The sequence below is a fragment of the Pseudomonas graminis genome (assembly GCF_001705435.1).
Taxonomy (GTDB): Bacteria; Pseudomonadota; Gammaproteobacteria; order Pseudomonadales; family Pseudomonadaceae; genus Aquipseudomonas; species Aquipseudomonas graminis_B.
This window is the reverse complement of the sequence record NZ_MDEN01000065.1, coordinates 350,388-369,267: the sequence shown is the minus strand read 5'-3', so window position 1 is coordinate 369,267 and position 18,880 is coordinate 350,388. Positions and strand designations below refer to the sequence as shown.

Sequence of the window (18,880 nt, the reverse complement as noted above, 5' to 3'; positions counted from 1 at the left end):
TGGTGTCCACGTATTTTTAAGTGGAGAACATCGCCCTTATTGCGGGGATCGGGTAGGTGACTTCGCCGGACGCTTACCGCCGTCCACCGACATCTGCCTGACCACCCGCAGTGTGAACAGCGACTGCTTAATGCCAAGCTTCGAACTCGACCCCAGATTAACCCGTGCCGATCCGATACCCGTGCAAGACTTACCGACAGTCAGCCAAACTGCGTCTCGGCCAGCTCACCAACGGGGATTATCAAGGTCCGCGAACGCCTGACCTGCCTCGAAAGCCCATAAAACAAGGCCTTCAGAGCAGCAATGCGCCCGCAGTAGCGCCTGATCAGCCCGCGAAATCACCACTCTTGGAGCCCAAAACTCACCCAAAAAGCGCAAAACCACCTGCCAACGCACGAATACACCACCAGATTGCGCTAAGAAGGCGTAAATCAGCCCCAATAAGCCAAGTCGCTCCAGGCAACCCCGCTAACACACCCCAACCCACAAATGCAATATCCGATAACTGTCAGACCCGGATATTGCATCTGCACCCATCCTGCTGGATGATGCCGCCATCTTCCGCATTTCTAGTCAGCGAATTCAAATGCCCGCGCCCTCGTCACCTCATCCGCTGTTCGAAACCTACGCGAAGTTCGGCGAGCTTAATTTCAGCTCCTTAAAGGAAGAGCTTCCGGCGATCCGGGATTATCTCGAGCAGTTCCCCGCAGAAACCCAGGCCATCGAAGGCTACCGCGCCGTGCGCAGCTTTCTCAAGTCTTACGCCGGCAACGAATCCACGTTCAATTCCTACCGGACCCACGTCGAACGACTGCTGCTCTGGACGATGCTCAAATCCAGAACGCCCCTCCTCGCCATGCGCCGCACCCAGGCCGAAAGCTTCATGGAGTTCTGCCTGGCGCCTGACCCCGCCTGGGTCGGTCCGGTGGTGAAATCCCGCTTCACTCGCCTGGGTGCGCGCAAGAAAACCGCGACGGACACCTACGTGCTCAACCCCGATTGGCGGCCATTCAGCCAGACCGTCGCCAAGGAAGAACGCAAGCGCGCTGAAGAAGAAAACCGTCCCGCCCTTCAGGACACGTACCGGCTGGCCCAAGGTTCTATCGCGCAGATCTTCGCGGTGTGCGGCAGCTTTTTTCAGCACGCGATCGATGAAGGTTTTTGCGAGCAGAACCCGTTTCGCGCGGTAAAACAAAAGAGCAAATACAAAGAGCGCAACACCGATAACCAGGACACGCGCATCCTGACCTCGCTGCAGTGGGATTTCGTGCTGGAGACCGCTGAGCTGCTGGCAGCCGAAGACACCAAGTACGAGCGCACGCTGTTTATCGTGGCGACGATTTTTGCCATGTACCTGCGGGTGTCCGATCTGGTGGGCCGTGATAACTGGAAACCGACCATGGGCGATCTGCGCAAGGACAGCGCCAGCAACTGGTGGTACCACGTGGTGGGCAAAGGCAATAAAGCCGGCAAGATCAGCGTGCGGGACGACTACGTCGAGAACTACCTCAAGCGCTGGCGCCTGCATCAGGGTCTGTCCCCCCTGCCCGGCTTCCGTGAAAGCACGCCGCTGATTGCCACCCAACGCGGGCGCGCTGGTTTGTCGGACCGGCATATCCGCGTGCTGCTGCAGGAAGTGTTTGATCGCGCGCTGCAGCGCATGCAGGCCGAGCACTGGCCGGATGAAGACGTCGGCCGCCTGCGCGCGGCGTCCTTGCACTGGCTGCGCCACACCTCGGCGACCTTCGATGCGCCGCACCGCGACATGAAGGATCTGCAGGTCGATCTGCGCCACAACAGCCTCAGCACGACACAGAACGTCTACTACAACTCCGAGGATGAGAAACGGGCTTACTCGGTCAAGCGTTTGCCCATGAAAGAGCGATCGTGATCGGTCATTGCCCGTTCAGATTCTGAAACTCGGCGGCCAGGCTAACCGTTGAGGATCGCCTGATGAATATGCTCCAGCGGCATGATCCGCTGGGCAGCGTTGAGCTTGATGGCCTCTTTGGGCATGCCGAAGACCACGCAGCTCGCCTCATCCTGGGCAACCGTGGCGGCGCCGGCGTCGAGCATCTCCTTGAGGCCGCGCGCGCCGTCGTCGCCCATCCCGGTCATGATAATGCCGGTGGCGTTCTTGCCGGCGAACTTGGCCACCGAACGAAACAGCACATCCACTGAAGGCCGATGCCGGTTGACCTGGGGCCCGTCGATCACCTGGGCGTGATAATAGGCGCCACTGCGCGTGACTATCAGATGCTTGCCGCCGGGGGCGATCAGCGCCAGACCTGGGAGGATACGGTCGTTGTTGCGTGCCTCGCGCACTTCGATCGCACAGATGCTGTTGAGGCGTTCAGCAAAGGAAGCGGTGAACTTCTCTGGCATGTGCTGCACGATCACAATGCCCGGGCACACCCTCGGCAATGCCTTGAGCACTGCTTCCAGCGCCTGGGTTCCGCCCGTGGAAGTGCCGATCGCGACGATGCGTTCGGTGGTCTGTGCCATGGCGTGGCCACTGGCGGCCGGGAGGATGGCGTCGGCAGTGAGCTTGCCGGCCGGCGCTACCGGAACCGGGCTGGCGGTGCGCTTTCCCAGGTTCCTGACGTTGGAGTTGGCGGCAGCGCGTATCGCGGCCACCAGCTCGGCCGCCGATTCGAGCAGGAAATTCTTCAATCCGGTCGTGGGCTTGGTGATAATTTCCACAGCGCCTGCCGACAGGGCCTGCAAGGAGGTTTCGGCGCCTTTCTGGGTCAGCGAGGAACAGATCACCACCGGCGTAGGTCGCTCGCTCATGATTTTCTTGAGAAAGGTGATCCCGTCCATCCGTGGCATTTCCACGTCCAGCACGATCACGTCGGGCCATTCCCGGGCGAGCTTGTCCATGGCGAAAATCGGGTCAGACGCCGCGCCCATGACGTGGATATCGGGTGTGTCGCTGAGAATGGCCATCAGCACCTGGCGCACCACGGCCGAGTCATCGACCAGCAGTACGCTGATTTTTTTGGTAGGCATCGTGTTGAAGTGTTCCCATTGGTTGGTGCCGAACCCAGACGTTGCCGTTCCACACGTCGAACATGATCGTGCGGTGACCGGTGCTGCCCATGTCCTGAGCTGTCAGGTGCAGGTGGTAGCGCTCGGCCAGGGCCAGCGCCGCGCGAATATTCAGGCTGGCCACGTCCTCCGTGCGCAGGTCGCGCGGGTGGTCGGGAAACATCCTGCCGCCGCCGAACAGCTTGACCTGGTAATCCTGCACCTGAGTGCCGTTGATAAGGACGTGTCGAAGCAGCAATTCCATTGCCTCATCGCCATATCGGCCGTCCAGCGGCTGATCGTGACGCAGGCGTCCTGGCAGCATGAAGTGACACATGCCGCCGATCAGCCGTTGCGGGTGCCAGAACGTGATCGCCACGCAGGAACCGAGCAGTGTGCGCAAGCGCGTCGGACGCGTCGCGAAACTGACCTGTCCCGGGGCCAACACCACTTCGGCCGCGCCGACGGGCATTTTCATGGCTTGCGATAAATCGACGGCGCCACCAGCTTCAAGGTGTCGTTTACACCGTTGAGGCTTTCCGAGTGACTGATGATCAAGTAGCCGCCTGGCTTAAGGAGCGGCAGCATGCGTGCGACGACCTGGGTCTTGGTCGGCTGGTCGAAATAAATCATCACGTTGCGCAGGAAGATCACCTCGAACTCACCCAGGGCGGGCAGCGTTTCGTTGAGGTTGACCTGGACAAAGTTGACGCGGTTGCGCAACGCCTTGTCGATCAGAAAGGTGCCCTCCTGGCGCCCGATGCCCTTCAGGCAGTACTTGACCAGCAGCGGCTGGGGCAACGTCTCGGCGCGACCCATGGCGTAATGGCCGCTGCGCGCTTTGGCGAGCACTTGGGTACTGATGTCCGAGCCGACGACTTCCCAGGGCGTGGTTCCAAGTCCCTCGGCCAGGGTCATCGCCAGGCTGTAGGGTTCTTCGCCCGAGGAACTGGCCGCGCTCCATACCCGAAACACCTTGCCCGGCGCAGCCTTGGGCAGCACCTGCTGACGCAGGAAGTCGAAGTGCTTGGGCTCGCGAAAGAAATAGGTCTCGTTGGTGGTCAGCAAATCCAGGGCGACCTGCAGCTCGCCCTTGCGCTCGTCCTTCATGATCAGCTTGAAGTACTCGCCATAGCTCTGCAGCTCGTAATGCTTGAGGCGCTTGAACAGGCGCCCGGCCACCAGCGCTTTCTTGGCGGGTGACAGGTTGATGCCGGCCGCGCGGTACAGCCAGCTCTGGAACTGACCGAACTCACGATCATCGATGGTAGCGGTGTCTGCCATGTTCGGGCCTCAACGCGGGTCGAGATCAAGGGCCGGCGCCTGACCGGCTTCGGCAAGGCTGGACATCTCGTCGATGGACAGCACGTTGTCCACGTCCAGCACGATCACGAACTTGCCATCGACCTTGGCCATGCCGCTGATGAAATCGGACCGAATCCGCGCGCCGAAGCTGGGCGGCGGCTCGATCTGTGAGGACGGAATCTCTTGCACCGCAGACACGGTGTCGACCAGCAAACCGATGTCCTGCGCCTGCCCCTCCTCGGTGCTCGCCTCAATGATGATGACGCAGGAGCGCCGGGTGATCGCCGAGTTGGCCCGCCCAAAACGCGCCGAGAGGTCGACCACCGGCACCACCGCGCCGCGCAGATTGATCACCCCGCGCACAAACGCGGGCATCATGGGCACCACGGTCAGGCTGCCGTATTCGATAATTTCCTTGATCCCCAGAATGCCGATGGCAAACATCTCGCCGCCGAGCATGAAGGTCAGGTATTGCGCGTCCTCATCCACCGCAACTGCGGTCTGCCGAGTGGTCGTCACTGCGCCCATGTCGTTCTCCCTGTAGTCCCGCATCGATGCTTGTGATCAGAAGCGGGTGAATTCCGATTCGTCCGGGGCACTGGCCATGCTGTACGCGAACGCTTTGCGCGGCGGCTGCGGTTTCACCCGTGGCGGCTGATGGCCTGGCTTGCTGCCGGGGTTGTCCACGCTGCTGCCTTGAGTGGCGGGCCGCGGGGTTGAATCCAGCACGAAGAAGCTCATGGCCTGTTGCAGCTGTTCGGCCTGGCTGCTCATTTCTTCGGCGGTGGCGGCCAGCTCCTCGCTGCTCGACGCATTCTGCTGGGTCACCTGGTTGAGCTGGGTCATCGCCGTGTTGATCTGCGCGACGCCTGCGGCCTGCTCTTCGGATGCCGCGCTGATTTCCTGCACCAGATCGCTGGTCTTGTTGATGGACGGCACCATTTCGCCGAGCAACTTGCCGGCCTTCTCCGCCATGTCCACGCTGCTGGAAGACAGCTCGCCGATTTCCTGGGCGGCGACCTGGCTGCGTTCGGCCAGCTTGCGCACTTCGGCTGCGACCACCGCGAACCCCTTGCCATGCTCCCCGGCCCGAGCGGCCTCGATGGCGGCGTTGAGGGCCAGCAGGTTGGTCTGGTAAGCGATGTCATCAATGATGCTGATGCGCTGGGCGATTTTCTTCATCGCCACGACGGTTTGCTGGACCGAGTCGCCGCCCTCGGTGGCTTCCTTGGCGGCTTTGCTGGCCATGCCATCGGTGACTTTGGCGTTCTCGGTGTTCTGGTTGATGCTGGCGCTCATCTGCTCGATCGAGGCACTGGTTTCCTCGACGCTGGCCGCCTGTTCACTGGTGGCCTGGCTCATCGATTGCGCGGTGGCGCTGACCTGCTCGGAGGCGCTGGCGGCTTGTCTCAGCGGACGCGAAATGATCCGCGCGATGAACACGGCCAGGCCCAGGCCGATCAACAGGGCAGCGACCAGCGCCGCGATGATCGCCAGTCGGGCACTTTCGTACAGCGCCGAACCCTTGTCACCGGCCGCCGTTGCGCCAGCGTCGTTGAGCTCGACCATTTTCTGCAAGCGGTTGGTCAAGTCTTCGAAACGCACCTTCGACTCACCCCTGAGCAGGCTGCGGGCCTGGTCCTCCTGGTTCTGCCGGGAGAGATCGAGCACCTGATTGCTGCTGGTCAGGTAGGAAGCCCATGCGCTTTTCGCCGCTGCCAGAAGCTGACGATCTTCGTCGTTCGACAGCAAGTTCTCATAGGTGCCCATGCGGGTTTCGAACTGCTGGCGGGCCTCGGTGGCTTCCCGCTCGGCCTGGGCCTTCTCTTCAGCGACATCGGTGCTGATGTGGCGGTTTTCTTTCAAGCGATAGTTGGCGGCAAAAAAACGCATGCCGGCCGCTGCGCGCATGGAGGGCATCCAGTTGCCACGGATGTCCTGAGCAGCCTGGTTCACGGCTCCTAGCTGGTGGATGGCGAAGACGCCCATCGCCGCAGTGAGGGCCAGAACCACCAGGAATGAGCTGATCAGCTTGGTGGAAATTTTAAGATCGTAGAACCATTTCATCGTGGAACCTCCAGGGTGTTGCAAATACGTCAGCGGGCGACGACGGTTGGCGAATAAGGCGCCTGGGGCGTGCGGGCTTCCAGTTGTACGATTTGATTGAGCAATGCCGGTACGTCGAGGATCAGGGCCACCGCGCCACTGCCCAATATGGTGGAGCCGCTGATGCCGCGCAGTGCGCCAAACAACTTGCCCAACGGTTTGATCACGGTCTGGAACTCACCCAGCAGGTCATCGACGACCAGCCCGGCCTTGTGCTCGGCGTAGCGCACCACCACCACATTCTGGCGTCGGCCGGCGCTGCCTTCGTGGCTGAAGTGCTCGCGCAGGTCCACCAGCGGCAACACCTCGCCACGCAGGTCCAGGTAGCCCTTTTCGCGGCTCGACTGTCGCTGGTGTTCGTCCAGTTCGATGCATTCCTGAACCATGTCCAGCGGAATCACGTAGGTGGATGTATCGATGCCGACCAGAAACCCGTTGATGATCGCCAGGGTCAGCGGCAAACGAATGCGCACCACGGTGCCCTGCCCCGGGCGACTGTCCAGATCAACGGTGCCGCGCAGCAGCGTGATGTTGCGCTTGACCACGTCCATGCCGACGCCACGGCCCGACAGGTTGGTCACCGCCTCAGCGGTAGAGAAACCCGGTTCGAAGATCAGGTTGTAGATCTCCTGATCGGAGAGCACCGCACCGCTCGCCACCAGGCCGCGCTCTTGAGCCTTCTCCAGGATCCGTTCGCGGTTGAGTCCGTTGCCGTCGTCGGCGATTTCGATGACGATGCTGCCCGAGTCGTGGTAGGCGTTGAGGCTCAGATGGCCCTTCCCCGCCTTGCCGGCAGCACGCCGGGCATCCGCGCTTTCGATGCCGTGGTCCATGGCGTTGCGCAGCAGGTGCATCAACGGGTCGCCGATCTTCTCAACGACGGTCTTGTCCAGTTCGGTTTCTGCACCGCTGATGGTCAGCTCGATGTCCTTGCCCAGCTCCTGGCTGATGTCCCGCACCACGCGGCGGAAGCGGTTAAACGTGTCGCCGATGGGAATCATGCGCAGGTGCAGTGCGCCGTCGAGGATCTCCTCCACCAGTCCCGACACCGTCGACGTCGCTTCCTGCAGCGGGTCGTTGTTGCAGGAACGGGCCAACAAGCTGGCGCCGGCGCTCGCTATCACCAGTTCGCCAACCAGGTTGATCAGTTCGTCAAGCTTGTCCGCGTTGACGCGCACGTAATTGCCGTCACGGGTTTTCGGCTCACTGGCCGCCGGCAGCCGCTGCACCGACGCCGTCAATGGCCCCTGCTCTGCCTGGGCCACCAGCTCGCTGCCAATGGACACAGCACTGTCGGACGCTTCGTCGATGGCATCGATGTGCACGTCACAGTCGTCGCGCACGAAGTCGAAGACTTCATTGAGGGTGGCGTGGCTGGCCGTCGAGCGCAGCTCGATCTCGAAACCCAGGTAGCAGCTTTCCGGGTCCCAGCTGTCCAGTGCCGGAATGCTGTCAGTGAGGGTCGTGACCTGGGTTATCTGACCCAGGGTTTCCAGGTAGCGCAAGAACGAGAGCGGGTCCATGCCATTGCGAAATACGTCCACACCGAAGCGCAGGGAGATATGCCAGAGCACCTCGGCCGGCGCGTTTGCACGGTCAGCAGCGCCGGCTTCTGTGTGTTGCGCGCCGGTGTCGGGGGTATGGTGCGGCGCCTGATAGGTGCTCAACGCCTCGCGCAACGCCGCTTCACGCTCCAGGGCTGCCGGCTGGAGCGGCTCGCCACGACTGGCGACAACGTTGATCAACTCCAGCATATGGTCGCCGCACTTGAGCAGCACCGCGATCAGCCGGGAGTCGACTGCCACACTGCCGTCGCGCAGTCGGTCGAGTACGTCCTCGACAATGTGCGTGAAGCTGACGACCGGGTTCAGGCCGAACAGGCCGGCGGACCCCTTGATGGTGTGGGCGGCACGAAAAATCGCGCCGATGGCATCCTGGTCGGCGGGCTCGGTTTCCAGTTGCAGGAGGGATTGCTCCATGACCTGCAACAGTTCGTGGGCCTCGACGATGAATGTCTGCAATGCCTGGTCGAGATTGATGCTCACCTGGACCTTCCTTGTCTATCAATGAACGTGCAATGAACGTGGCTGGGACTGGCGTGGCGGGTACGGTTATGAGGCCGCTTTGCGACACAGCTCAAGGGCCTGCGTGACCGCCACGCTCTGGCCGGTGACGCTCAACGCTGTGCCAGCGCTGTCGGCTTCACGCTGGATGACCGCGAGCAACTGCAGCCCCGCGCCATCCATTTCGGTGACCTGCGAGAGGTCCAGCATCAGGCGTGGCGCGCCGCTCATCCGGGGCAACAGCTCGCCCGCCAGCTCGGCAACGGTGTAGATCGTCAGCTCGCCGTCAATGCTGACGCAGGTGCTGTCGTCGAGTGTTTCGATGGTGATCGGCATCGCAGCCTCCCTCGCGCAAGGATTCAGGGCAGGATCAGTTTTGACACCGCTGCCAGCATCTGTGCGGGCTGGAACGGCTTGACCACCCACGCCTTGGCACCCGCCGCCTGCCCCTCGGCCTTCTTCGACTCCTGGGACTCGGTGGTCAGCATGATGATCGGGGTGAACTTGTAGCTGGCCAGTTTCTTGACCTCCTTGACGAAGGTGATGCCGTCCATGTTGGGCATGTTCACGTCGCTGATGATCAAGTGCACTTTCTGTCCGGTGAGCTTGCCCAGCGCATCCTTGCCGTCGCACGCTTCGATCACGTCGTAACCGGCGCTTTTCAAGGCAATGCCTACCACTTGCCGCACGCTGCTGGAGTCGTCGACCACTAATACATTCTTCGCCATGATGAGCTCCTAAAAGAAGGTGATGTCTTGAGAGTTCTGCTGCACAGGCGTCTCGCCACGATGGGTGCGCCGCTGCTCGTCGGTGGCGTAGGTAGCGTCCATTCGCGCCAGCCACTGGCGGGCGTCGATGGACGTTGCCTGGTCCGGGGCCTCGTTTGCCTGCCGCAGGTGACCATGCAGGTCTTCCATGTTGTCTCGCACATGGCTGAGGATCTGGCTCACACGGTCCTGGAATTGCAGGTCGACCAGCACCTCCGTCATCTCATCACCAATGCCGCGGCTTTCCTGCTTGAGCAGGTCCGCGGATTCGGCCAGGCGGCCAGTGATGTTATGGAAGCGTTCGAGCACGACTTGAATGCTGTTTTCTGACGCGGCCACCGATTGGCTGTCCTGATCGGCGCTGCTGGAGGCGGCGTGCACCAATTGGGTGATGCCGTTATTGATGATGTCGACCTTGGCCGACATTTGCTGGCCGGTTTCACTGGATTTGCTCGACAGGCTGCGCACCGCGTCGGCCACCACGGCAAAGCCGCGACCGGCTTCACCTGCACGGGCCGCTTCAATGGCCGCGTTGAGGGCCAGGAGGTTTGTTTGCGCGGCGATCGCCGCTACGTCCGCGGCCATGGTGCGCAGTTCGCCGGTGTAGGCCGTGAGGCCGCGCACCTGGGCCAGGGTCTGGTCACGGCTGGTTTGAGCGGCCTTGAGCGAGTTGATCACCTGGCTCAAATCGCTTTCGCTGAGGGACAGCACTTCAAGCGCCCCGTCCGCCGTTTGCCCGTCGAGTTCGCCGGCAGCGCGCTGGGACGCCTGAACTGTTTCCTGCAATCGCGCGGCAATCCCGATGAATCGATTGGTCAGATTCACAATCGCTTCTTCGGTCTGATGCCGTGAACTCTCCACCTGCCGGGCCCAGATCGGCATGGCGCCCAGCAGCACCTCATCGAGTTGTACCCGCGAGTTAATGCTGTGGCTCGCGGCGTCTGCCGCTGACTGATCCGCTTGAGCCCGGGCAGTGGCGCGCAGCACCACGTCACGCCGGGAAGCAGCACTCCAGGCCCCCGCGCCAAGGCCGACGAGAACCAGCGCCGCGCACGCGATCAGGTTAGGGAGAGAGGTTGACTGACTGAGTACCCATGCAACGGCAGGCACGACCGGAATGAAAGCGAACCAGAGAAAACGCGGCTGAGCGGAACGGGGAATGCGGATGGATTGACGCTGGGTCATGGGTTCGATCCTTGAACAAACTTGCGTATGTAACTGACATCACGGTTATCTGCCCAGTGCGTCACAACTTGAGTCATCCCCCTCTGCCTTCCGTCTGGTTTATGACTGTCGCGTGACGCTGAAGAGGCCTGCGCTCCTCTTGCCGCCGGCCACGACCAGGCGATTCCCGGTGATGCCGGACTGCAAAACCGGGGACTTTTTTGGTGCGGTGCGGTGCGGTGCGATGCGATGCGGAACGTGCCTGAACCCTCCTGCTAGCGCATGTGCAGGATGATGGGATCAGGGCTCGCCGGATCGGTTTTGTCGCGAAGTGTGCGGACCTCATTCGCCTCCACGGCGTTGCCCTGATTGCCCCAGCTTGAGCGCACAAACGTCAGAGCATCGGCTATCTCCTGATCCGTCAGCTGATTGCGATACGGCGGCATCCGGTACGCGTCCGGCAAGCCACTGGCAATCACGCGGTCGGAGCCGTTGAGCGTCGCGTTGATCCCCGTGGAGCTCTCGCTGACCATCGAGGACGATGCGCCAGCCAGCGGCGGGATCCACTGGCCCTGCCCGCGACCGTCCTGGCCGTGACAGCTGCTGCATTTGGCGAGATACGTTTTGGCCCCCGGGCTCGACCACGCCACAGGGGCGGGACTCGGCGTCCAGGGCGGGCCATCTTTGCCGTTTCCGGGCAGCGATGCCAGGTAGTGCGCGATCGCTCCGAGATCGTCGTCGGACATGTACTGAGTAGAGTTGTTGAACGCCTCGGTCATGGAGCCGGTGACGACGCTGTGTACATTTCGTCCGGTTTTGAGGTATTGCACGATCTCCGGTTCGCTCCAGCGTCCAAGCCCGGTATTGGGGTCCTGGCGCAGGCTGGGCGCGTACCAGCCGTCGATCAACGCGCCACTGAGGTAGTTGGCATTGCGCTCGTCCAGCGCCTTTTCGTTCATCGTGATGCTGCGTGGCGTGTGGCAACTGCCGCAATGCCCAGGCCCCTGAACGATGTACGCGCCTCGGTTCCACTGCTCATCCTGGCCGGGCTTGGCCTGGTACGGATCGGAATCGGCGAACGCCGCGTTCCACAGCGCCAACGGCCAGCGCATGTTAAACGGCCAGGGAATTTCGCTCTGCTTGTTCGGGACGTCGGCGGGTGTGACACCCTTCATGAAAAATGCGTAAAGGGCTTTCACGTCGTCGTCGCTAAACTTGGAAAACGAGGGATAAGGCATGGCCGGGTAAAGACGATGGCCGTCAGCCGCAACGCCCTGGCGTACCGCGCGATCAAAATCATCGAGGCTGTAGTTGCCGATCCCGCTGCGTTTATCGGGCGTGATATTGGTGGCAAAGATCGATCCCATCGGCGTCGCCATCTCCAGCCCTCCGGAAAACGGCGGGTTCCCGGCGACGCTGTGGCAGGCGACACAGTCGCCGAGTCTGGCGACGTATTCGCCTTTCTCGATCAACGCGGGTGATAGCGCCAGTGGCGCATCTGCCAGCGGGGAATAGACAACCCGGTTGACGAACCAGGCCCCACCCGCCACCAGCACAACGCCGCCCAGGGCAAGGCATGTCATGGCTTTTTTCAACGGCCCGTTTCCTTAAATCAGGTATCGAATGTGTAGGTCGAAAGCGGCATGCTGCGAATCCGCTGTCCGGTGAGGTGCGACACGGCATTGGCGACGGCAGGTGCGACGGCAGGCAGTGGAGGCTCACCGATCCCGCCCATCTTGGCGCCGCTTTCAATCACCTTGACGTGTACCTTGGCCATCAGATCCGGCGGCAGGATTCGGTAGAGATCGTAATTGCGTGCCACGGGCATGCCGTTTTTGTAGACGGCTTGTTCCACGAGTGTCTGGGACAGGCCCAGGGCAACCGCAGAATTCACCTGTGCGTCAACGATGGCCGGGTTGACGATGCTGCCGGGATCGATGGCTTGCCAGATGTCGTGGACCCTGACCTTGCCGTGTTCAATCGACACCTCGGCGATGACCGCCGTCTCTGTGCCGAAAGGCGACGCCATCGCCACGCCACGGGCACGCCTTGAGCCATCTTCAGCGGTAAATGGCCCGCGCTTCCAGCCGCCGGACAATGCTGCAACCTCTTGCAGAAGATGAGTCAGCCGGTCGTTGCCCCGGAGCAGCTTCAGGCGCATCTCGTACGGGTCCACTTGCCCCGTATCCGCCAGCTCGTCGAGAAACGCTTCATAGAGAAAGTCGTTGATCGAGTTGCCCACTGACCGCCAATAGCCCAACGCAACGTGGGTCTGTTGATACAGTTGGGCAATGCGTTTGTGAGGGATGTCGTAGCGCTTGCCGGTCAACCCCTCAAGGGCCGTGGGGTCAAGTTGGGCGCCGTGCTTGTTGGCAATGCCCTCGGTGGGTCCTTCGGTGACGCTGATGGCTTCAATCGCGACGGGTGTGCCCTGGGCGTCGAGCGCGCCGCGAAAACGGACCACCGCCAGTGGCCGCAGGACGTCACGCAGGAATTCCTCCTCGCGACTCCAGATGACTTTCACCGGTCGGCCCACTGCCTTGGCCAACTGAATGGCCTGAGGGTAGGGAGAGGCATTCGGGTAAAGAAAATGCCTGCCGAAAAAGCCACCCAGCAGCGGCGAATGCAGCTTGATGCGCGAAGGGTCGAGGCCGGTCTGCCTGGCAATGTCCGCCAGAAACAGATCAGGGGCCTGGTTGGGCAGCCATACCTCCAGATTTCCGGCGTCATCGAAGCGCGCCAATGCTGACGGGGGCTCCAGCTGAGCGTGATTCAGGTTTTGCGTGTGATAGACCGCGCTGACGGTTTTGCCGGCACCGCTGATGGCACTGCCGACATCGCCTTTTGTCTCGGCTGTTTCGCCCTCCCCGGGCAGCTCGCCCAAGTGTTTGACGAAGGCTTCGGTCGAGAACTCGGCGGACATGTAACGCGCAGTGGACTGAGGACCTGGCTCGAGCCAATCGACCTGCAGCGCCTCAACGGCGCGCTTGGCAATCCACCAGCGATCGGCAACCACCGCCACCGCTCCGGACAGCCACTCCACTGCGTGCACGCCCTTGATCTGCCGAACGTGAGCCTCGTTGCGCAGGCTGCCGACTTCGAGCCCCAGTCTAGGCGCGTGCTGCACCGCCGCGTAGAGCATGTTCTCGACCCGGGCATCGATGGTGTACATCGCCTTGCCCGTGGACTTGTCACGCACATCAATGCGTTGAACCGGTTTGCCGATCCAGCGGAACTGCGCGGGGTCGCGTAGCGCAACAGCATCGGTGTCCGGCACCGGTAAAGCGACCGCTGCCGTGGCAAGCTCTCCATAGGTCGCGCTGCGTCCCGACGGCTGATGGATGACTTTGCCTGGCTCTGTCGTCAACTGCTGGACCGGAACCTTCCATTCATTGGCGGCCGCCTGCATCAGCATCAGGCGCCCCGCCGCACCCAGCTTGCGCATTGTCGTGTAGCTCGAACGAACCGAATTGCTGCCGCCGGTGAACCGCCCGCCCTTCTCCATCACTTTGTAGTCATCCCCGGGCGGTGCGTTTTCCACCACGAACTGCGCGGGATCAAGGTCAAGTTCCTCGCCGATGATCTGCGCCAGGGCGGTAAAGATGCCCTGTCCGCCTTCGATGAAAGGGCTCAGCAACCGCGCCGTGTTGTCCGGTCTGATCTCCAGAAACGCCGGTACACGGGTTCCGGGCACAAAGGGTTTGGGCATCTGCGCCGCACGGGCCGGCTGGATCGGGATGCCGAAACTGATCACCAATGCGCCAGCCATAATACCGGCCGAGGCCAGCAAGAACTTACGTCGGGAGATGTTCACGGGTTTATTGTCGGGGAACAGGTTGTCGCGTACTGAAGCGTGCTCTGAATCCATCATCTGCTGCCTTGTGTTATCGCATCTGTGTCTCGGGCAATCAGGGCCGGCCTGATCACATGCAGAAACGCGTCTCTGGTCAGAACTACCCGGCTGCCAGTTCGTGAATCGCGGTTTTGATCGCGTTGTAGGTGCCGCAGCGGCACAGGTTGGTCATCGCCGCTGCGATCTCGGCGTCAGTGGGACGAGGCGTGCGTTGAAGCAGCGCCGTGGCCGCCATGACCTGTCCTGATTGGCAGTAACCACATTGCGCCACCTGATGCTTGACCCAGGCGGCAACCACACGTTGGCCAAGGGCATCGCTTTCGATGGACTCGATGGTGCGAATCTCGCGGCCAACCACGCCTTCAACGGGGGTGACACAGGAGCGGACGGCCATGCCGTCTACCATGACCGTGCAGGCGCCGCACTGGGCAAGCCCGCAACCGAATTTGGTGCCGGTCAGACCCAGGTCTTCACGAATCAGCCACAGCAGCGGCGTTTCCGGAGCGGCGTCAACCTGGTGCGTTGACCCATTGATTTTTAACTCCACGGTGAGGCTCCTCTCTGCAGCACAACGCGCCCGGAATACCGACGGCGGCCTATTCCTGTTGTAAACCCAAGGCTTTAGCCCGATACATTTAGCCTAAGCCATTACCGGTCTGCCGATTGCAGTGCTTTGTTCAAAGCAATACTGAGCAATAGTCAACTGTGCCCGTCAGAGCGCGACCCCGTTCAATATCCCGCTCGACACTTATAGAACGATCTGACGATAGAAATGATCGTCCTTGGACAACTGAAACGCTCTGCCCTGCAACTTTCCGGGTTTGGTGAAGTTTGTTCACAAAAGCATGTTGGAGACTGGCCTAGTTCGGCCGTTAAGCGGGGCGTAGATTGCCGTGACACCAGGCGTCCAACGGAAGTTGTTAAAGTCGAAAAGTTGAAATCGCCGACCGCTTGATTCACTAATCCCCGATTCACTTGCCCGTGAATCATTCCACTGCATAAGGTGCACCACAGCATGCGCGACCACCGATTCGGCCCCTTCACTCACGCTCATGCCGGGGCCACAAGAGGGCTGACCCGGGCCTTCGGACTTCTGTTCGGCCTGGCCGCCTTCAGCGAATCCAATGCTTCGCCGCTGAGCAGCGCGCGCCCTGCTCCAGAGGCCATGTCAGCCACGGCGCAGCAAACCGAGTCGCGCATCTGGATGACCGTTCGCGACACACGCTTTGAGATTACCCTCGCCAATACCCAGGCAGCCCGTGACTTTGTCGCCCTGCTGCCACTCTCCCTGGACATGCCCGACCTCAACCACAACGAGAAACACGCCGAGCTCCCCAAAGCGCTCACTACCAATGCAATCCGGCCCGGCACGATCCACAGCGGTGACCTGATGTTGTACGGGTCGCAAACCCTGGTCGCTTTTTACGTCACCTTCCCTTCGTCCTACTCCTACACCCGTCTGGGCCGCGTGAGTGACCCTGCCGCACTGGCGCGCCTGGTTGGCAGCGATGCTGTAAGGATCAGTTTCTCAAAACAATAAACTCCGATCACGTATTCCAAACGCCTGCGCGTCACGACGGCCGACGTGCGAATAACGCTTATATGACGAGCGTACCCACGTTGTGATTTGAACTATGACGGCGCCTGTCGTCATGTTCAGCCGTCGCTGACGAACAGGGGTTCGCTTTAACTACTTAAACCCCTTAGTTATCAGGTATCCCATGAAACTGCATACACTTGTCGCCGCCTTAATGACTGTTTCAGTGCTGGCCGGTTGTGCCACTGGAACAACACGCCCTGAACCTGGAGAGTCCGTCATCAATATAGAGGCCCACGCAGGAGACGACATGATCGCGAGACGTCTCGACGGAAATCAGGCCAACAGTTTGAATCGCTTCATTGTTTCGCCGGGCAGGCATTCGATGGAACTGGGGATTGTGATGATCGGGTATCAGAACAGTCATCGTCGTTGCACGGCGACACTTGATTACGACGGGTTTGCAGCCGATGAACGCTATACGCTGGTACAGAGCCGAGCGGATGCAGAGGTCAAGGTGTCGCTGCTGGACAGTCGAGGCGTTGCGCTGGCTGAAGCCGGCAAGGTGCCTTGCCTTTGATGAGCCCATTGGGCCGGCAGACATTGGGAACTGAAACGAGCGTGGCATCCAGCAAATGTGTGGATGCCACGCTGGCGTTTCAGGGTTTGGGCGCCGGCAACGCGAACGCCACGATCTTGTTGTTCAAGCGCGTTTTGAGCGCCTTCTTGCCCCCTGCCGCAATGACCACGAACTGCCTGCCGCTGTGGGGACCGATATAGGTCACGGGGCTGGCATTGCCGCCCCCTGGCAAACGCGCCGACCAGAGTTCTTCACCGCTGTGCACATCCAGTGCCCGAATCGTGCGCTCGGCGGTCGCCGCAATGAAGATCAGACCACTGCGGGTGCTGACCGAGCCGCCGGCCATTGGCGTCCCCACCGTCACGGGCAACATCGACGGGATGCCCAGCGGGCCGGTGTCTCTTGCCGTCCCCAGTGGTCTGGACCAGAGCAGCTTACCGCTGGCCAGATCCACCGCCGAAATCAGGCCCCATGGCGGCGCGTTGCAGGGCGTGCCAAGCACCGATAAGAAGGTTGTGCCGTAAGCGCCATAAGGCGTGTTGAGCATGGGCCGCTGCGCATCACCCCCCGGGCTCTGACCGTCCGACAGCCTGAACTTGCGTTCAACCGCCTCCTCCCGGCTGACCAGTTCGACGCGGTCTACCATCCGCAGCCAGTTGACGACCATCACGCCATGGTCGAGGTCCACCGACACACCGCCCCAATTGATCCCTCCGGCCGAACCCGGCGCGATCAGCACGGGCTTGCCCAAGGTAATCGGCGTCAGGTGCCCCTCGTAGCGTGACTGGCGAAACTGAATGCGGCACAGCATCTGGTCCAATGGGGTGATGCCCCACATGTCACGTTCCTGCAGCGTCGGCTGGCGAAACGCGGGCAAGCCGATCGACGCAGGCTGAGTCGCCGACAGCCGCTCGCCCTCCGCGATTCCGCCCTGAGGCACTGCCTGCTCTTGAACGGGCGCAATCGGTTTGCCCGTCTCCCGATCCAGGACGAAGACCTCGCCGCGCTTGGTCGCCTGAATCAGCGCATGGCGGATGACGCCGTCGACGGGCAGATCCACCAGCGTCGGCTGAGCCGGCACGTCGTAATCCCAGATGTCGTGATGGGTGGTCTGGAAATGCCAGCGCAACCGACCGGTTTCAGCGTCCAGCGCAATGACGGAGCTTGAGACCTCGTCGTCCCCCGGCCGGCGCAAACCGCCGAAGTTGTCAGGGGTTGCATTGCCCATGGGCAGATAGACCAGGCCGAGGGTTTCATCGGCGCTGATCGGTGCCCAGCTGTTGGGTGAGGAAGGTGAGTAAACCTCGCCACTGGGCGGAGCACCGGCACGATCAGGCTGCTCGGAGTCATAGGCCCAGGCCAGTTGGCCGGTCGCGGCGTCGAAGGCGCGGATGACCCCGGACGGGCCGCCCCAGTACTGGCCGTCCGGAATGCCGCCACCGACGACCACCTTGCCGCGAATGATCTGCGGCGCCGAGCTGACGTAATACAGACCGTGCGGATAGGCCTTGATGCCCTCTCGCAGGTCGACGAAGCCCTTGTCGCCGAATTGCTCGCAGAACTCGCCTGTGCGGGCATCAAGGGCCACCAGCCCGGGCATCTGATTGGGCGCGATGATCCGTTGGGCGCAGGGCCCCTCGGCATTGGGGACCTGGTAGAAGGCGACGCCTCGGCAGGGTTTGCCGGATGCCGCCGTGCCGCCTGAAATGTCCTGATGCCAGCGCTCTTTGCCGGTTTCCGCATCGAGGGCGGTGACGCGATTCTGATCGTTACAGGCATAAAGCGTGTCGCCGACCATGATCGGCACGACTTCAAGGCCACCCTCCGGTCCCGGCCCCATAGGCCCTGTCTCAGCTTCCCAGGCGACTTGCAATTGCTGGACGTTGTCGGGCGTGATCTGCGTCAGCGGGCTGAAACGTGTGCCGCCCTGATCATTGCCGAAAGCGGGCCAATCCTGTCGAGCGGCCGCTTCGGTCATGCCGTTTGCCGGGGGATAACTGTTCGATACGCCTGCGCGCAGCAGCGGATCAGAGCCCTCGCCCGACTGGCCATGCAGCACCGCGCCCACCCCAACGCTCACCGTCAACACCGCCAGCGAGCCGAGCCATGCCGATCGGCGCGGAGCTCGAAGCCCCGCGGTGCTGGCCACCAGCAGAACGGCCAGCAGCACAGGCAGTCCGAGCCGTGGCAGTAACTGCCAGCCCTCGAACCCGACCTCCCAGACACTCCATGCCACCGTCGCGGCTAACATCATTCCGTAAAGCGGGATAACGCGAGGGTCGCGCCGGAACACGCCGACGGCGCAGATGACCCAGACGATGCCGGCCACCCCGTACCAGGCAGATCCGCCGTCACTGAGCAATACCGCACCGCCTAGCGTCATGGCGACACCCAAAATGGCCAATACCCCGCCAACGCCCCGTCTGAAGAGCCGGGCTGTTCTGTTTTCCATGCGCATGATGTGCCTGTCTGTGA

Annotated in this window: 16 protein-coding genes; 3 read left to right on the top strand and 13 right to left on the bottom strand. The window is 61.8% G+C overall.

Annotated features, from left to right (window positions below; all coding sequences use genetic code 11):
* Window positions 1-586: 586 nt before the first annotated feature.
* Window positions 587-1,891: a tyrosine-type recombinase/integrase gene (locus BBI10_RS18390; RefSeq protein WP_141695214.1), complete on the top strand. Its 1,305-nt coding sequence runs from the start codon at window positions 587-589 to the stop codon at window positions 1,889-1,891.
* Between the two features lie 41 nt (window positions 1,892-1,932).
* On the opposite strand, the gene BBI10_RS18385 is transcribed toward BBI10_RS18390, so the two are convergent.
* The 12 genes from BBI10_RS18385 to BBI10_RS18330 form a co-directional block, all read right to left on the bottom strand.
* Window positions 1,933-3,012: a protein-glutamate methylesterase/protein-glutamine glutaminase gene (locus BBI10_RS18385; protein WP_065990850.1), complete on the bottom strand. Its 1,080-nt coding sequence runs from the start codon at window positions 3,010-3,012 to the stop codon at window positions 1,933-1,935.
* Window positions 2,975-3,508: a chemoreceptor glutamine deamidase CheD gene (cheD, locus tag BBI10_RS18380; protein ID WP_065990848.1), complete on the bottom strand. Its 534-nt coding sequence runs from the start codon at window positions 3,506-3,508 to the stop codon at window positions 2,975-2,977. Before cheD ends, BBI10_RS18385 begins: the two co-directional genes overlap by 38 nt.
* On the bottom strand, window positions 3,505-4,314 hold the full coding sequence (locus tag BBI10_RS18375) for a CheR family methyltransferase (RefSeq protein WP_065990846.1): 810 nt from the start codon (window positions 4,312-4,314) through the stop codon (window positions 3,505-3,507). The genes cheD and BBI10_RS18375 overlap by 4 nt, the downstream gene beginning before the upstream one ends.
* 9 nt (window positions 4,315-4,323) lie before the next feature.
* Window positions 4,324-4,863 (bottom strand): chemotaxis protein CheW, encoded by a 540-nt coding sequence (locus tag BBI10_RS18370; protein ID WP_065990844.1) that lies wholly within the window; start codon window positions 4,861-4,863, stop codon window positions 4,324-4,326.
* A 36-nt stretch (window positions 4,864-4,899) separates the two neighbouring features.
* Window positions 4,900-6,402 (bottom strand): HAMP domain-containing methyl-accepting chemotaxis protein, encoded by a 1,503-nt coding sequence (locus BBI10_RS28365; RefSeq protein WP_065990842.1) that lies wholly within the window; start codon window positions 6,400-6,402, stop codon window positions 4,900-4,902.
* 29 nt (window positions 6,403-6,431) lie between these two features.
* A complete protein-coding gene (locus tag BBI10_RS18360; RefSeq protein WP_065990833.1) occupies window positions 6,432-8,486 on the bottom strand; it encodes a chemotaxis protein CheA in 2,055 nt (684 codons plus the stop codon).
* A 66-nt stretch (window positions 8,487-8,552) separates the two neighbouring features.
* Entirely contained in the window at window positions 8,553-8,840 is a 288-nt protein-coding gene (locus tag BBI10_RS18355; RefSeq protein ID WP_065990831.1) for an STAS domain-containing protein, read from the bottom strand.
* Window positions 8,841-8,863: 23 nt separating this feature from the next.
* Window positions 8,864-9,232: a response regulator gene (locus BBI10_RS18350; protein WP_065990830.1), complete on the bottom strand. Its 369-nt coding sequence runs from the start codon at window positions 9,230-9,232 to the stop codon at window positions 8,864-8,866.
* A 9-nt stretch (window positions 9,233-9,241) separates the two neighbouring features.
* A complete protein-coding gene (locus BBI10_RS18345) occupies window positions 9,242-10,153 on the bottom strand; it encodes a methyl-accepting chemotaxis protein (RefSeq protein WP_432213760.1) in 912 nt (303 codons plus the stop codon).
* A 557-nt stretch (window positions 10,154-10,710) separates the two neighbouring features.
* Complete coding sequence (locus BBI10_RS18340) at window positions 10,711-12,018, bottom strand: c-type cytochrome (protein ID WP_065990896.1); 1,308 nt, start codon at window positions 12,016-12,018, stop codon at window positions 10,711-10,713.
* A gap of 29 nt (window positions 12,019-12,047) precedes the next feature.
* Window positions 12,048-14,303 carry a xanthine dehydrogenase family protein molybdopterin-binding subunit gene (locus BBI10_RS18335; protein ID WP_065990826.1) on the bottom strand — a complete coding sequence of 752 codons (2,256 nt, stop codon included), beginning with the start codon at window positions 14,301-14,303 and terminating at the stop codon, window positions 12,048-12,050.
* An 85-nt stretch (window positions 14,304-14,388) separates the two neighbouring features.
* On the bottom strand, window positions 14,389-14,835 hold the full coding sequence (locus BBI10_RS18330) for a (2Fe-2S)-binding protein (RefSeq protein WP_065990822.1): 447 nt from the start codon (window positions 14,833-14,835) through the stop codon (window positions 14,389-14,391).
* Window positions 14,836-15,303: 468 nt separating this feature from the next.
* Here BBI10_RS18330 and BBI10_RS18325 point away from each other — a divergent pair, with 468 nt between their 5' ends.
* Complete coding sequence (locus BBI10_RS18325) at window positions 15,304-15,828, top strand: cyclophilin-like fold protein (protein WP_244160390.1); 525 nt, start codon at window positions 15,304-15,306, stop codon at window positions 15,826-15,828.
* Between the two features lie 181 nt (window positions 15,829-16,009).
* On the top strand, window positions 16,010-16,405 hold the full coding sequence (locus tag BBI10_RS18320) for a hypothetical protein (RefSeq protein WP_244160389.1): 396 nt from the start codon (window positions 16,010-16,012) through the stop codon (window positions 16,403-16,405).
* A 79-nt stretch (window positions 16,406-16,484) separates the two neighbouring features.
* Here BBI10_RS18320 and BBI10_RS18315 read toward each other — a convergent pair whose 3' ends face one another.
* On the bottom strand, window positions 16,485-18,857 hold the full coding sequence (locus tag BBI10_RS18315; RefSeq protein WP_065990818.1) for a pyrroloquinoline quinone-dependent dehydrogenase: 2,373 nt from the start codon (window positions 18,855-18,857) through the stop codon (window positions 16,485-16,487).
* Window positions 18,858-18,880: the final 23 nt, after the last annotated feature.